Origin of the sequence: Picrophilus oshimae DSM 9789 (assembly GCF_900176435.1) — an archaeon.
Taxonomy (GTDB): domain Archaea; phylum Thermoplasmatota; class Thermoplasmata; order Thermoplasmatales; family Thermoplasmataceae; genus Picrophilus; species Picrophilus oshimae.
The window spans coordinates 45,872-61,185 of sequence record NZ_FWYE01000004.1; the positions used below are offsets into that span (position 1 = coordinate 45,872).

General features: G+C 27.6%; 14 protein-coding genes, 2 pseudogenes and 1 CRISPR repeat array. Of the genes and pseudogenes, 8 read left to right on the forward strand and 8 right to left on the reverse strand.

Translation table 11 applies throughout. From position 1 onward, the window contains the following. The first annotated feature begins 157 nt into the window (after window positions 1-157). The 4 genes from B8780_RS06720 to B8780_RS06735 all read left to right on the forward strand — a co-directional run bounded on the left by B8780_RS06720 (window position 158) and on the right by B8780_RS06735 (window position 3,213). Entirely contained in the window at window positions 158-412 is a 255-nt protein-coding gene (locus B8780_RS06720; RefSeq protein WP_161939693.1) for an AbrB/MazE/SpoVT family DNA-binding domain-containing protein, read from the forward strand. Next, entirely contained in the window at window positions 390-800 is a 411-nt protein-coding gene (locus B8780_RS06725) for a type II toxin-antitoxin system VapC family toxin (protein WP_161939694.1), read from the forward strand. Before B8780_RS06720 ends, B8780_RS06725 begins: the two co-directional genes overlap by 23 nt. A gap of 410 nt (window positions 801-1,210) precedes the next feature. Next, window positions 1,211-2,221: a hypothetical protein gene (locus B8780_RS06730; protein WP_084273118.1), complete on the forward strand. Its 1,011-nt coding sequence runs from the start codon at window positions 1,211-1,213 to the stop codon at window positions 2,219-2,221. 254 nt (window positions 2,222-2,475) lie between these two features. Continuing rightward, window positions 2,476-3,213: a hypothetical protein gene (locus B8780_RS06735; RefSeq protein ID WP_084273119.1), complete on the forward strand. Its 738-nt coding sequence runs from the start codon at window positions 2,476-2,478 to the stop codon at window positions 3,211-3,213. 101 nt (window positions 3,214-3,314) lie between these two features. On the opposite strand, the pseudogene B8780_RS06740 reads toward B8780_RS06735, so the two are convergent. From B8780_RS06740 to B8780_RS06750, 3 genes and pseudogenes are all read right to left on the reverse strand, one after another. Next, a pseudogene (locus tag B8780_RS06740) lies at window positions 3,315-3,593 on the reverse strand (hypothetical protein); the annotation flags it as partial. A gap of 12 nt (window positions 3,594-3,605) precedes the next feature. Continuing rightward, a complete protein-coding gene (locus B8780_RS08365; protein ID WP_269087914.1) occupies window positions 3,606-3,728 on the reverse strand; it encodes a hypothetical protein in 123 nt (40 codons plus the stop codon). A gap of 243 nt (window positions 3,729-3,971) precedes the next feature. Next, a complete protein-coding gene (locus tag B8780_RS06750) occupies window positions 3,972-4,385 on the reverse strand; it encodes a hypothetical protein (RefSeq protein WP_084273121.1) in 414 nt (137 codons plus the stop codon). 762 nt (window positions 4,386-5,147) lie between these two features. On the opposite strand from B8780_RS06750, the gene B8780_RS06755 reads away from it, so the two are divergent. Together B8780_RS06755 and B8780_RS06760 are read left to right on the forward strand one after the other, a co-directional pair. Further along, entirely contained in the window at window positions 5,148-5,759 is a 612-nt protein-coding gene (locus B8780_RS06755) for a type IV toxin-antitoxin system AbiEi family antitoxin domain-containing protein (RefSeq protein ID WP_011176834.1), read from the forward strand. Continuing rightward, complete coding sequence (locus B8780_RS06760; RefSeq protein ID WP_084273122.1) at window positions 5,752-6,540, forward strand: nucleotidyl transferase AbiEii/AbiGii toxin family protein; 789 nt, start codon at window positions 5,752-5,754, stop codon at window positions 6,538-6,540. Before B8780_RS06755 ends, B8780_RS06760 begins: the two co-directional genes overlap by 8 nt. Window positions 6,541-6,922: 382 nt before the next feature. Here the strand turns inward: B8780_RS06760 and B8780_RS08295 are convergent. Next, window positions 6,923-7,062, reverse strand: a pseudogene (locus tag B8780_RS08295) (IS481 family transposase); the annotation flags it as partial. 1,081 nt (window positions 7,063-8,143) lie between these two features. On the opposite strand from B8780_RS08295, the gene B8780_RS06770 reads away from it, so the two are divergent. Then, on the forward strand, window positions 8,144-8,716 hold the full coding sequence (locus B8780_RS06770) for a DUF4143 domain-containing protein (protein WP_394335503.1): 573 nt from the start codon (window positions 8,144-8,146) through the stop codon (window positions 8,714-8,716). A 463-nt stretch (window positions 8,717-9,179) separates the two neighbouring features. Here the strand turns inward: B8780_RS06770 and B8780_RS06775 are convergent, their stop codons facing one another. The 4 genes from B8780_RS06775 to B8780_RS06790 all read right to left on the reverse strand — a co-directional run bounded on the left by B8780_RS06775 (window position 9,180) and on the right by B8780_RS06790 (window position 14,628). After that, a complete protein-coding gene (locus B8780_RS06775; RefSeq protein WP_084273125.1) occupies window positions 9,180-9,653 on the reverse strand; it encodes a hypothetical protein in 474 nt (157 codons plus the stop codon). A 300-nt stretch (window positions 9,654-9,953) separates the two neighbouring features. Then, window positions 9,954-11,033: a CRISPR direct-repeat array (repeat unit 28 nt; unit sequence CTTCCATACTATCTAGTAATTCTTAAAC). Window positions 11,034-11,243: 210 nt separating this feature from the next. Beyond that, on the reverse strand, window positions 11,244-11,996 hold the full coding sequence (locus B8780_RS06780) for a CRISPR-associated protein Csx14 (RefSeq protein WP_011176857.1): 753 nt from the start codon (window positions 11,994-11,996) through the stop codon (window positions 11,244-11,246). Between the two features lie 72 nt (window positions 11,997-12,068). Then, window positions 12,069-13,319 carry a CRISPR-associated CARF protein Csx1 gene (gene csx1 / locus B8780_RS06785; protein WP_161939695.1) on the reverse strand — a complete coding sequence of 417 codons (1,251 nt, stop codon included), beginning with the start codon at window positions 13,317-13,319 and terminating at the stop codon, window positions 12,069-12,071. 13 nt (window positions 13,320-13,332) lie between these two features. Beyond that, entirely contained in the window at window positions 13,333-14,628 is a 1,296-nt protein-coding gene (locus B8780_RS06790) for a TM1812 family CRISPR-associated protein (RefSeq protein WP_084273127.1), read from the reverse strand. 151 nt (window positions 14,629-14,779) lie between these two features. Between B8780_RS06790 and B8780_RS06795 the strand changes: the two genes are divergently transcribed. After that, window positions 14,780-15,292, forward strand: coding sequence for a class I SAM-dependent methyltransferase (locus B8780_RS06795; protein WP_084273128.1), 513 nt, complete (start codon window positions 14,780-14,782; stop codon window positions 15,290-15,292). Window positions 15,293-15,314 lie beyond the last annotated feature (22 nt).

The following is a 15,314-nucleotide window of genomic DNA, read 5'->3' on the forward strand; positions in this document are numbered from 1 at the left end:
TTTATTTTTCATTCCGACAATTTCCAAGCCTGGCTTCCCATATAAGCCACTGGAGAGGAGATATATGGCGTACCAAAGTACTGGAAAAATGGGATTCATAGCATTACAGTTTATTGATGATATAAAGGTATAAATAATGGTTATACATATAACTGATGTGGAGAAAAAAATGAAAGTCGGCCCAAAGGGCCAGGTCGTTATACCAAAGGATATACGAAACATAACAGGAATAAAGGAGAATACAGAGGTTATAGTATCATTAAAGGACGATAAAATAATAATTAAACCGGCAAAACCACTGACTGAAAGCTATTCTAAATATTACACTTCAACGTATTCCAAAAAATTAAAGGATTACATTGATATAAATAAAATGCTGGATGAAGAATATGGCAGAAACATTTTACATTGACTCAAATGTTTTTATATTTCCAGTTATATATGATAACGAGAAGGCTATAAAAGCAACCGAGATTTTAAATAAAATAGAAAATAAAGAAATTATTGCATACACATCGGTTTTGACATGGGATGAGGTCGTCTATATTGTTAATAAGATAATGGGAAAAGCAGATTCGGTATCCACTGGTAAAAAGTTTTTAAATTATCCAAATTTAAGATTTATCAGTGTAGATATAAATATAATTGCAAGGGCACAGAAAATAGTAGAAGATTATAATATAAAGCCCAGGGATGCAATTCACATATCAAGTGCACTCTCAAAAAATATACATAATATTATATCTGATGATTCAGATTTTGATTTTGTTCATTTAATTAATAGAATAAAATTAGAATAGTATTATGCTTAAATACATATTTTATGTTATATTTTATTTATCATAATAAAATAATGATAATCAGTGGGTATTATCTATCCAGAATTGGATCATAATATCATAATATAGAAAATATGGTTAAAGAAATAATGAATCAAAGACTAAACCAAGATTTATTTACAATGTTTTAGTAGGTATATCAATAAAAATATAGTATAATTATTTAAAATATTGAAAAACACATTATACAAAACATGAATTAAACATAAAATTTATTATAAAGATACAGAGAATTTAATAATAAATATAAGGAATAATCATACATTATCAATAGAGAATATCCAATAAAAGAATTAAAATTTCACATAAACTGTAATTATTTACCATAATGTTGTGCAAAAAAATTTAAATAAAAATCAATATAGATAATCATGAGGATTTTTAATATAAATTCACAGGTTACACCGGACATTGAATTTATTAAAAAATATATATCATATGGCTTTATATTTAATAAAATACTAAAAAATATGGATATCTTTATTGTAAATGAGGAGTTAATGGACGTAATAAATCCACCATTAGAGGAGCCAGAAATATCCTGTGCTGATGAAATGATTAAGTCAAATGCAAATAAAATATCTGCGTTAAGGCATCCCATGGCAATTGCAATAGCAAACGTTTTTGAGGATGAAAAAGACAAAAATATGAAAAGGGACGAATTCACAGACATATCAGAGATTTTGGGCAAATGTAGAAAAGTAAAATATAATGTCTCTGGATTTTATGCAGGTTACTCAACGATAGGCAATATTTTTAATTCAATTTTTAAATACAACAGTTCCCTGGATAAAAATATGTATGATTTAATAAATAACAATCATTCCAGCATTGATACTAATAAAATAAAAAAAGCCATATTCATATGCCATGAAAGAATAATTAAGTCATCAACAGATTTAAAGGTAGATCCAAACACAGCATTTTTAATAACACTCTTCCATGAACTGACACACGCATATATGGATTCGTCAAAGAAATTAGATTATTATAATTACAGGAACAGAATAATAGAGGAATCATTATGCGAGGCAATGTCATATGATTGTTTTAAGGGAACAGAGTTCGATGGAGATGTTGCAAAATTTGTTTTTGAGAGTGATAAGCCATTATCATATAAATGCGGAATATACATAAGTGAAATTGCCAAAACCATACCTTTAATAAGCATTGTAAACAGATGGAAGCATGGTAATGTTAAGGAAATATTATTTTATTTCTATGAATTTGAGAAATTATCTGATGATATATGTAAGGTCTTAAAGCAGGGCCCATTTTTTAACAGAACAAATATTTTTTATAATATAGCAAATAGATCAGATGATTATGCATCTAATCTCCTTGCAATGATTATTGTTGAAAAGACGTTTGAAATGTTATAATTAAATATTTTAATATTGTTTAGACACAATGCTCTGAGGAATGTAAGTTAAATAAGATAAACATGGATTCACAGATAATGTCGACTTTGAGGGTTCTGTTGGCAAAGAGCCTGGCAAGGCATTCCTTGAATTCTTTGACAATTATAAAAATGGCAGAGGGAACGATACAGATAAAGATAAAAGTTTTGGCGGTTTTGAGGATGATAGCAAAAATACGGCTATAGGAAAATTTAAGGATATGTAAGGTGAAAAATATGACAGCAACTGTGGTGAATGAATATATTGTAAAAACATCAAATACGTTTGATTTTTTGTATCCAAAATTTAAGAAGCTATATCTTGAAAATAAGTTATACACAGAAAAGGTATACACAGCAAGGATACCTAAATGGGAAGATGGCAAATACAAGGGTGATGTCGACATAGAGATGCATAAGCTCGAATTGAATAAACTTGTTGAAGATGCACTTCTTGAAATGAACAATATAGTTTTCAATCCGCCCAATGTAACCCCTGTTGAGAGGGAGGCAATATGGTCACAGTATAAATCCATATTTGGAAAGATTTTCCCTGTGTATGCATTAAGCGAGAGATTGACAGATGACTTCATAGACAAAACATATCAGGTTGAGGCTGGTGGAAAATGGGAGGTAATAAACGGCAGAAAGACACTGGTAGGATACAGACCAGAACTTGCACTTCCAGAGCTGAACCAGGTAATGATAAACATTATAGCAGCATTCCAGCTTGGATTTCCGTATAAACCACCGGAAGGCACAGTTAATAATGTTCCAAAGGACTGGATAATGAACTTCAGCAGTTTTAATGGGTTTGGAATTGATATTGTATATAAGAGCCATGGTGTACTTATAAATTATTATAAAGAATCTAGGGGTATTGATAAATTTATAAATAATATGAAATATTTCATGAATTTTTCTGCATTAAATATAATAGCTATATCAAATATCTCAATGGTTACTAATATGTGATAATTTCAACAGGATTGTCAAGATATTTTATAAAATTCTCCCTGGTGCCCTTTATTTTTCCAGTATCTGGGAATCATCGTAAAAAAATACGGCTATTTTTGCTATACATGAGGTGTTTTTATATTATTTATGTTCATCATCTGTACCTCATCAAAAATTGCAATGTCAAATTTTGTATTTTGATTATTAACGAATTTATCCTCTGCAATCTCTGTATTTCCTGGCCTGCCAGTGGAATAATATTTAATAAGAACAGAAAGCCCGTGCTTTATATTATCCATAACTTTTCTTAATGATGCAACCATTCTGTTATTTCTGTATGCCAGAACAGATGTTTTATTCAATGATGCCGATCTTAATAAAAGATTAATGGCCATAAGCGTTTTTCCCGATCAGGATCCGCTGTGTATTATGTAATTTCCTGTGCCATTGTTATCAAAGTTATCAATTATTTCTATATATGGTTCAAGATGCCAGCTGTATAAACTATAGCCATTGGCTGCAAGTACTGACATTGCACCTTTCTTAATATCTTCATAATAAAGCCTGAACGCATTAAATAAATTTTTATTCTGCACATAGCCTGAATTAATAATTTATGCGCATATCTTTCATTAAATCCCTGGCATATGTTATATATAATCTTATTTATAAGGCAGTTTCTGTTATTCTTGTAATATAATTTATCTTGAGGTTTATCAGGACCATTGATATTATAAAGCAGGGCAAGCGAGTCTATTTTATAATTATTAATATTATTAACACTGAATTTTATCTCTCTCGTAATTTAAAACCTGGTAGACCGGGTTTATCTCCCTTTTATTATCAGCATAAACAAGGTACGGATTTTTGGAATAAGTAAATTTTCTCCAGCCCTTCACCTCAATGATCTCAATCGATGGTTTATTATCACCCATGCCAATTAATATTGCATCGGCTCTCTCGCCGCTGGCCGGAATTATATATTCTAGGGATATTCCCTTTTTGTCAATAAGATCCTTAATTATACCATAAATATATTCAATTGATCCCCTCCATGAATTTATTAAATGGCTATCAGGAGTTGAATTATACAGTTTCCGGTAGCTGTTGGTTAAAATGGAAGAAAAATCATCATTATTTTCATATTCCTCCAAAAACGATAAGGTATCATTATAATAAAGGCAGTTCATTACTAATTAAATACTTAATTATATATCTATTTTATTGGATAAAACCATAATAAATTTAAAAATTCATTTAATTTTTAATTCTCAATATCCTTTTATGGAATTATGCCCACTTTTTATATTATTAAAATTACAGCCGGTTTATCGTATATTATTACGTAAATATTTCCTGTATACCAGCAAAAATATAATAAGGCTATATACACCAAGAATGAAGTTAACCAATAAGAAAATAAAATAACAATCAGTAAAAAAGTAAAAGATTTAGAATATGAAAAGGATAAACACACATAATGTGGATTAACCACAATGAACTTATATTATCCATTATCATGGCTATAATGGAGATATGGTTAAAAACCTCATACAGGGGAATCAATTCGGGAATTAATAATTTGTTATATAATCATTATTTGTTTTATATCATAATGAAGTCTTAAATATGAAATTATAGTTAATGTTAAGGGTGTATACCTAATTTCGATAGTCAGAAGCTTATTTATAATTATATACAAAAAAGAATACTATTTCTGACCTCTTAAAAACCCGGGCCACATATAAATATCTGGTGATGCAATTTTTGCAGCATTGCCATCATAATTTTTGGTTATAACTTTAATGCTTGGGCAATTTAATGCTTCCATTCTGAAGCTGGTGAGCAATTTCATGGTGTCCAATATTATTCAAATTATATGTAACAATATCTCCATATTTATGGATATATAGTAACATAACTATTATATACAATATTGCTATATATTATATATGAAATATAATAGTATGCAGGATATTTTAATTGAGCTTTCGAGCCATAAAAAAATATTCACGATAAAAGATGTAGCAAAAATAATGAACAAATCCAGTAAATATGTCTCAAAATTATTATCATCAAATAAATATGTTAAAAGAATAGAGCGGGGGAAATATTATATTAATATTGGCAACCAGATAGATTTTTATGAAATCGCTTCCAACATAGTTTATCCATCATACATTAGCCTTTTTTCTGCATTTGAGTATTACTCAATTACCGACCAGATTATAAAAAAATATAGCGTAATATCTATTAAGAGGCACAGAAATATAGAACTGGAAAAAAATTTAATAGAATTTAATTTTATAAAAAAGGAAAGATTTTTTGGATATAAAAAAATAAATAATATATACATTGCAACTCCTGAAAAAGCCTTTATAGATTCAATATATTATAAGAACCCCGAATTTTCTTATGTGGAGGAATCTTTCAATAGGGCCATGAGGTCTAAATTAATTGATGTTAAAAAATTAATAGAATATTCAGAAAGAATGGATTTACCGGCTTTAAAAAATAAAGTCGTATTACTGATTAAAAATTACAGGAGTGGAAGAAATGATTGATGAAAAAACTTTAATGCAGTACTCATATAGATTCCAGGATATAAGGCAGCTTGAAAAGGATTATTTGCTAACACTTTTATTATATGAAATATACAATGAATTCAATGATGAATTAATATTCAAGGGAGGTACTTCCCTTAAATACTTTTATAATTTAAACCGGTTTTCGGAAGACCTTGACTTTTCATATTTATCCAAAAAGCATTCTTTAAAATCAATTTATGCTAAAATGAACAGAGCATTTAAGCATGTAAATTTGCAATATGATATAATAAACACAGAACATAGAGGGCATAAAGTAGGAGATACTGTTGTTGGGATAAATTTTGAGCTTAGAATAAAGGGGCCGTTATATAATAAATTAAATTATATGGAAAACATAGATATAGACTTAAGCTTGAGAAATGACGTCATATTACCTCCGGATATAAAGTATCTGGTACCAACCTATCCTGATATTCCAATGTTTCCTGTACCTGTAATGAATTTAAACGAGATTATTTCTGAAAAGGTAGCCTCAATCATTGAACGTAATAAGATGCGTGATATATATGATTTATATTTTCTTATTAAATTCCATAATTTACAACCCGACCGAAAATTAATAAATAAAAAATTTGACATGAGAGGAAACAAATTTAACAGCACAGATTTTTTGAATACTATAGAAAATGCCTTAAATTCAGCAAAATGGAAATCAGAACTCTCTTTCTTAATTAGTTCTCTTCCTGACAGTAACGAGGTTGCAAAAATTATAAATGGTGCCTTCCACAATATCTAAAAACAAGCATATCTTTGGATATCCAAATTGCAAATAAAATTTATTGTGAATGTTAGTTATGGTCATTTTATGTTAAACAAACTTAAAGCGATATAAATAATGCATATAAAATATAAATATGAGGAATTACTGTATTTAATCCAGTATTTATTTAAGGTTATTTTAAATTAAATATTTAATTTAATATAAAATTTCAAAATTCATCTTCTAAATATTTTTTTATCTCTTAAATCTAAATTTAGGTAAAAATAAGAGTTTATATAAAAATATGGAAAAGTATACATGCCATAAAAATATTAAAATGCAGCTTTTAATTTATATAATAATTATACTAAAATGTGAATATACCCTTTTAGTCCTGTTTAATGATCAATATACAACATAAATCATTATCATTAATATCCTGATTTTTATTATTTTTCCTATAATATATTCACCATTGTCCTTATATTTTTTATAGATATAATTTACATACCTTATTATTTCTGTTGATAATCTTTTCTTATTATTTTCACTGATTATAAGTCAGTTGCATAATTAATATCCATCCTTTAATTTATTAAATTCATTATAAAAATAAACCTTTAACATCATTTCCTGTATTATAACTTCTGGTTTCACAGCTCTTATAACTTCACCAAATAACCACTTTATTCCGGAGAAATATATTTCCACATTCCATCTTAAATTATAATTGTTCTTAATCTTCCATAATTCTAAATGATATATTACATAATTACCTTATTTTGCCAGATATAATATTATCATACTTGGCATTTTAAAGTATACGGGATTTATATTCGTATGTGTGTGAAATTTCTGTCTAAATCCATATGCCATGCACTATTAAGCAAGTCTATATAAAAAATATCTGTTAATAAGTTAAATTGAAAATAACTAAAGTTATATTTCTATATAACTTTTGTATATTATGTTGTTAAACTTCCAATAATTAAACAGTTAAAAAATAGAATTCAGATAGAAACAGCCAAATTACAGGATGAGTTAATCATTTTATTATACGGTATGGATAATTCAATGATTATACACGGGGGCGCCTCTTTATGGAGATGTTATTCCGGATATCGCTTTTCAGAGGACATTTATTTATATTCTCTTGATTTCCTGATTATGTAAATAATTTTAAAAATGAAGTTCAATCACATGGACTTAAATTATTAAAATTAAAGGATACAGGAAATATATTTTTTCCAATATATCTGAAAACAGTGTAAATGTAAAAATAGAAATTAACCATAAATATTATCCTGAGAATCCGGTTGAAATGGAATATGAACTATCACTGTAACTCCTCTATCTTTTAAGGAATATCTTGCATTCAATAATATAATAATAAATGATGTTAGGGATATAGGTATAAATCTGGAAAATATCTTAAAATACCTCGAATTATATATTAAATACGGCGGCATGCCCGCTCAAACACTGCATCCAGATATACATGAGGAATTAATAAAAAGCTATTTTGATACCATTATTTTAAAGGATATAATGGATAGATATAAAATAAGGGAAGGGGATAAATTAAAATTTTTAATTAAATATTATTTAACAAATATTTCATCGCTAATAACTTATAATAATATATAAATCAGTAAAAAATACAATGTTACTGCCCGTAAAATCAATTCAGAGATATACTGAGTATATAGAATCCTCTGGCCTGATATTTTTCACAAGGAAATTTTCATATTCATTAAATGAACAGGAAAACAGCCCAAAAAAGGTTTATTCCATCGACAATGCATTTTCATATTATTTTGGGTATAATTTCATGGAAAATAAGGGCAAATTCATAGAAAATACCATTGCACAGGAATTTATAAGATTAAAAAACATCATTCCATTGCTGGAATTATATTATTACAGGGGAAATACCTATGAAATAGATTTTATAGTAAAAATAAAAAATTTCATAATTCCGGTTCAGTCAAGTTACATAATTAATGAAAATAATATTAAAAGGGAAGTAAAGGGTATAATAGATTTTTCAGAGAAGTTCAAAATTAAATCTGGGATTGTTATAAATTCTAATATCAGCGGTGATAAATATTATGATGGTATTAAAATTAGATTTATAAAATTACACGACTGGCTTCTAAATTCATATAATTATATAATAGACCATGAAGGCATTGAAAACAAACTGCAATAATTAATTTATATATTTTTATAGAATATTCTATTAATAAGTGATATTAGAATTAATATTAAATTTAATAAAAATAATTATTCAATGACTTTTTATTACATGAATATTATTTGTAAAATTAAACCTTGTAATTATTTAATTTCTTTGGCTATTTTTATTTATGATCTTCTTTTATTCTTTTCCCTTATTATATATTTTATTTTCTTTTCAGTTAATTTCATTCTGGGACTATATTCTCTTATTATATTTTTGCCGGGCATATACAGGAAATATTTACGGGATAACATAATTAAAAAATTATACATGAACTGGTTTCAGTGATATGGACTTTAACCTACCAAACTCTTGTTAATATTTATTTACAGGGATATTTTATTATAACATAAAAATTATTAATATCATTGAATGATTTATAATGGAATCCTGAAAAACTTCTTGGATTACAATAGATATTCTATTATTATTTTTAAATAATTTCTATGTTTTTCATTATTGTATCCATCATATTTGTTATATATGCCCGGTCTGCTGTCTTATTCTCCTCATGCTGAAAAACGAATGCCCATATTCCAAGAATCAGAACAGAAGCTGTGTCAGCATCCTTATGAACGGCATTCTGTATATCATCAATGTATTTTGATTCTATATCATCAAATCCAAGATATTTTTTAAAATCCTTCTCTATTTTTGCAATTGCCCTTTTATTTTCATCGTTTATTATGATTTCTATTTTATAACCTGGTGTTACAGTTAAATTTTTGCCACTTTTTGATATCCATTTATTTATATCATTATCAAATAAAACCCTGGCAAGTGCTTTGGTTGTTTTCTTTATGTCAGAAAAATTTATGTTGCTTAGATCATATGTAACAGTTTTATTATCCATTGAAGTTCTTCTGCATTGCTCTATTTCATTTTCAATATTATCAATTTTGGACATAAGTAGAAAACATAGCATTTTATATAATACTTTATACTGGTCATTCTTTAATTATCATTGCCATGGCTGCTGCAGTAAAATAATGCATAGCATCAAAAATTGAACTTCGATGGTATGATAAACATTGCAATCCAGATTTATGATAAAATTAGAGAACATTGCCTTTGATAATTCAGTGATGATGGAACTATATCCAAGGAAATCAATCCATCAATTTATGGCAAGGCATAAAAACAATTCTAACGTTTATTTGAATTCTTAAACAGAATTGAAAATTAAAGCTATCAGGGAGGGAAAAACACTCCATACTATCTAGTAATTCTTAAACAAAAAAGTGAAAATATCCGGTATATACAAATTATATTCCTTCCATAATATCTAGTAATTCTTAAACGAGTAAACTACAGTAGCAGGCAAAATAAATTTTTGAGGAACAGCTTCCATACTATCTAGTAATTCTTAAACTCTTAAAAATAGACGTCGTTTCTGACCCTTTCTTTAAGCTTCCATACTATCTAGTAATTCTTAAACTTGACGTTGTTGCGTGGGATGATGAGTGGTATCCTCCTCTTCCATACTATCTAGTAATTCTTAAACCAACCGAAAAAGAAAGGAATGATTTAAAATGGCTTAAAGATGATCTCCCACTTCCATACTATCTAGTAATTCTTAAACTGTACCTTATTTTCAGGAGTATAGAGGGGTTTCTACTTCCATACTATCTAGTAATTCTTAAACTTAAAATTGAGATACTACCAGTTTTCAGGGGCTGGAGGATGCATGACTTCCATACTATCTAGTAATTCTTAAACTAGTTGGTTAGGTGGTAAAAAATGGAAATGGAAATAAAAAAACTTCCATACTATCTAGTAATTCTTAAACTGGTAAAATGGAAAAAGAGAAAATATTAGAAATAATAGAGCTTCCATACTATCTAGTAATTCTTAAACTTATATACTGACTTCCTATTTCAATCTTATATCTTTTCAAACTTCCATACTATCTAGTAATTCTTAAACAAGAATTTGTCGGCGATATCGTAATAGATGTAATGGGAATAACGATGGCTTCCATACTATCTAGTAATTCTTAAACAATAGGTAGCCAGTATGTAATCATAGAGTTACAGTATATATCATGGCTTCCATACTATCTAGTAATTCTTAAACTTTATTAGACTATAGAAAATCTATTTCAAAAATGATAAATGACTTCCATACTATCTAGTAATTCTTAAACTTAAGGAGTGAGAAAAAATGAGCAAGTACATTTTAAACTTCCATACTATCTAGTAATTCTTAAACTATTCCTCTTATTTCTGGGGATTATCGGTCTTGGAATTGCTGGTGTGGCTTCCATACTATCTAGTAATTCTTAAACCCGTTACTAAAAAAATAATGTAAGATGGATATATAAAAGTTCTTCTCCCAATTTTTATAAATTACTTAAAAACTGTAAAAATTGTATTAAAATTCAATAAATTACTGTATATGTTTTAAATTTCCGGTCAACCGTTTTTTTGCCTGGAGTATTTAAAGGTACACCGTTATTTAAATATTTTGTTAAAAAAATTATTACATTATTTAAGGTTTACTGCAAAAATTCTTTTATTATATCACCCAGCCTTGTGTTATATATTCTGGTTTTATCATATGTTAAAAATCCTGAATCCCTATAGGCCTTTAATCTAAAATCCTCTAATGTTGAATCCTCTATAAATTTTGAGTTTAATGCCATTTTTAATTTATTTATTTCATCTGGAGGTATTCTGACTATTGGAACCTTTAAAAAATAAACGTCGTTTAAATCAGGATAAAAAATTTTTTCTATTTCTGTTTTATTATTTTCATATATAATTGAATTTTTATTTTTATCATCATTAAAAAGATTTATCTTATCCCTTATAATTTCAAATTTTTCGTTTATATTAGCAACATTCTTATTTATTATGTTATAAACCTCATCAATCATAAATATTGATGAGTATATTGATAAAATTATCGTCTCTATTTTTCTACCTCCTGATGCATTTAATATTATTTTTTCAACGCTGTACCTTTCCCTTTCATTTTTTATAATATCTGCCAGGGTACCTATTAATGTTAATATATCGTCATCATTTAATATATCATCAAAATTTAATCTTATTTCGTGTACATTTGCATTAAATTTTTTTCTTAGCGAGGTTGATGCTGCCATGGCAGCTGACATTACATAACTATTTTTTGTGTATATTATTATTGTATCTGTTATATTCTCACCCAAATTTTTTAGATACTGGTACATCTCAGTTGCGACCATTGGCGTTGTTCCCATAAGGTTTATAAGAAGTGTTTTAACCATGACTGATTATAATTTGTTATAATTTAAATTTATTTATAAAGTATTGGTATAACAGAATGAATTTGATTTTGTTTATAATTTAACATGTGATCTAACAAGACTTTCCACAATAAAATCCATATCAATTTTTTTATTGTTAACACTGGCCGTTTTAAACTCTATGCAGTTGCTGTCAACATTGCATATGTAATCAAGAAGGCCGGCATGGGCCTTGAAGTTTCTTGTAAATTCTGAAAGATCAATGTACCTGCCATGGGTTCTCATCTTATTATTTTTTATGTTTTTCAATTCATTTTTTAAAAACGTTATGTCCGAATCACTGCCAAAGAATATGTCGGTTAGATCATAAATGTCCTTTATATTATATTTATTGTGGGATTTCATTGAATTGTATACTGCCCTGAGCGAATCAATAAAGGCAAGTGATTCTATATTTATTTTAATACTGTCAGGAAAATCCTGCTGAACATTTATTAAATTTCCATCGTTTTTAATTGTTATGGAAAAATTATTTTCCTGGTCAATATTAAAACATTGATGCTTATTATCAATGACATACAACAGGTAAGGTATTATATCTGATTGAACCATAATTGAGCAGGCCTTTATGTAAATCTCAAGCCCGTCACGATTGATTTTTTTAAAGTAGTTTTTAATACTGTTTTTATTATCTTTATATTTGTTAAGAAAATCCCTTGAAATTACAGAGAGTATATTTTTGCTATCTATAAGATCTATTTTAATTGTATTAATATTCAATATTGTATCATCGCTTTTATAATAGGGATCGGAGTTATAAAATTCCAGTTTTATGTTTCTCCTGTAATTCAATGAATATGTATTGCATGCATGCCTTACAGATTCGGTAAAGATAAGCTGCATAAAATTGACACCGTGTGTCGTATCTATTAAAAATGTATCTATATCATTAAAAAATTCAATTGATTTTAGTATCGATACATAAAAATATGAATACAAGAATTTTATGTCAACATCATATCTATAAAGTTTGTCCTTGTAATAGCTTCCCATAGACGGAAAAATGTTTACATCTGACTTGTTTATAAAATCCGCACTTTCCGTATCATAATTTTTAATATGATCTATCAATTTTGACTTAAAACAATCTTTTAAATTATCAACACTGTTTAAAAGCTCCGGAAATATGGAATCTGGTATAAATATAAACGATTTATCTATATTTTTATTCCTTGATATTACGCTTGAGCTTGTTATGCTTAGGTATTTTTCATTGTTCATTGAATATTTAACCCTCTTCCATCCAAGAGGATCTCCCCATAATGCAAGCAGGACGCTCTTCATGAGACCACAATGATTATTTTGATAATTTAAGCAACCACTTTCTGTGGGTTTCTGCCTTTTTATCATCGGTATCGCTTTTATAAATTATCTTATCGCCTTTTATATCAACCGATTCCCTATCAAGGCCTGAATGCGCAAAAAAGTTTCTCTCCATGTCTCCATGGCCATTCTTATCCGATTCATTATTAAATTCCGGGTCTTCCTTATTATAATATGAAGATACATTATTATTGGCCATTTCCTTAAATTCCTGTATATCGCGTGTTAAAAACCTAATATTTTGTGGCAGGTTTATCTTTTTGTTATTATATATAAGATTGCCAAGTTCCAAATAATCGTCAAGTTTTTCAAGATGTATTTTGTCCTTAAAAAGCTTAAAGAAACCACAATAAAGGTACAGTGTTAGGATGAAATTTATTATTTCGTTTACATTTAATATCTTTATATTTCTGCCACCATCCATGTTATTTAAAAGATCTGAAAAATTATCTATTAATTCTTTTATTGAACATTTCAGATCATAAAAAACAGAATCTGAAAAAAGTTTATTATATGATTCTTTTAGGACACTTAATGTGTTCATGTCTATTGAATTATAAATTATTATTACATTGTTTATAAGATTTCTATAATTCCTTTTATGCTTAAATTTGAATTCAAAAGACATTTTTAAATCGTCATTCATTTCCATAACACTGGCTATCTTAAACTCTTTTTTGTAAGGCACCAAAAAGAAAGCCTTTTTGTTTAGGCTTTGAATGTATATTGAAACCTTTTTTGATCCTTTTAAAACAGGTTCAGATATTATTTTATATATCCTTAAAGATTTTTCATTATTTATATTAAAAAGCCATAACGCAACAAAGAGGTTTGCGGCAGCATCTATTAAAAGATTTACATACTCGTTTAAACCTGTGTTTATATCAAGTAAAAGTATATCATCTGCATTTATCCTTTTTAGCATATCTAAAAAGATAAAAAGCATGATCTCCTGGGGATAAAAATCATAGTATTTATTATTATATGTACCAAATGATGGCATTATTATAATCTCGTAATTATCCTCATTAAGACCGTTATTTTTTAACCTGTTTTTAAAATTGTCAATACCAGAATCAAGGCTGGCCGGCCATAAGAAGATTATCTTTTTATCACCGGGCATTTTTTTAAATACAAAGGTTGATGCAAGCATATCATCACCATCCATGTCGTTATTTATGTATTGATCGAAACCATCCATTTTTTTAATTGAAAAACATACATTAGCATAATCTTTTGTAACACCAATAATCTGGTAAATATAAATCATGTATTAAATAATACAACTATATATTAAACATTTCCCAAAATATATTAAGTATGCTACATTTGCCTTATGATTTTTAATGCTTTATTTTATGTTTTTGACAACAATATTTTATAATAAGTTATATTTTAATTAACGAATTCAGGTATTTATTATGAATGAACTATCAATGGATATGGTAATGAATGTAATAAGTCCATTAATAATCGGTGATAGAATCCTTGACGTTGGAACTGGATTTGGAACTGTAATAAAAGCGCTTATAAAAAATAAAAACATAAATATTACAAGCATCGACCCTGAAATGTGGAGCTTTGATATGCTAAAAAATACGTTTCTGGATGAAATTTATAAAAACAGGTTAAGATTATTAAAACTATCAATAGAGGAAAATGGCTTTAATGATAATCAATTTTCAACATCGATATCACTATTTTCAGCGCACCATTTTAAGGATGTAATAAAGGCAATGAACGAGATGTATAGAATTACAGAGAGATCAATTATCATTGCGGACTGGACACCGGAATCATCCGAAATTACAAATCCGCACAAGCCCAGGGAATTGAAGAAACCTATGGAGCTTGTAATTGATTATGCAGAGGATCATGGATACATTATAAAAAGAAATAAAATGTGGTACCTTGTTTATAAAATAAATGATTAAAATTTTTATATAAAGATAATTT

Coding starts and splice junctions, on each gene's coding strand:
- B8780_RS06725 (WP_161939694.1), top strand. CDS start 390: ATGGCAGAAACATTTTACATTGACTCAAATGTTTTTATATTTCCAGTT.
- B8780_RS06730 (WP_084273118.1), top strand. CDS start 1,211: ATGAGGATTTTTAATATAAATTCACAGGTTACACCGGACATTGAATTT.
- B8780_RS06735 (WP_084273119.1), top strand. CDS start 2,476: ATGACAGCAACTGTGGTGAATGAATATATTGTAAAAACATCAAATACG.
- B8780_RS08365 (WP_269087914.1), bottom strand. CDS start 3,728: ATGTCAGTACTTGCAGCCAATGGCTATAGTTTATACAGCTGGCATCTT.
- B8780_RS06750 (WP_084273121.1), bottom strand. CDS start 4,385: ATGAACTGCCTTTATTATAATGATACCTTATCGTTTTTGGAGGAATAT.
- B8780_RS06755 (WP_011176834.1), top strand. CDS start 5,148: ATGAAATATAATAGTATGCAGGATATTTTAATTGAGCTTTCGAGCCAT.
- B8780_RS06760 (WP_084273122.1), top strand. CDS start 5,752: ATGATTGATGAAAAAACTTTAATGCAGTACTCATATAGATTCCAGGAT.
- B8780_RS06775 (WP_084273125.1), bottom strand. CDS start 9,653: ATGTCCAAAATTGATAATATTGAAAATGAAATAGAGCAATGCAGAAGA.
- B8780_RS06780 (WP_011176857.1), bottom strand. CDS start 11,996: ATGGTTAAAACACTTCTTATAAACCTTATGGGAACAACGCCAATGGTC.
- csx1 (WP_161939695.1), bottom strand. CDS start 13,319: ATGAAGAGCGTCCTGCTTGCATTATGGGGAGATCCTCTTGGATGGAAG.
- B8780_RS06790 (WP_084273127.1), bottom strand. CDS start 14,628: ATGATTTATATTTACCAGATTATTGGTGTTACAAAAGATTATGCTAAT.
- B8780_RS06795 (WP_084273128.1), top strand. CDS start 14,780: ATGAATGAACTATCAATGGATATGGTAATGAATGTAATAAGTCCATTA.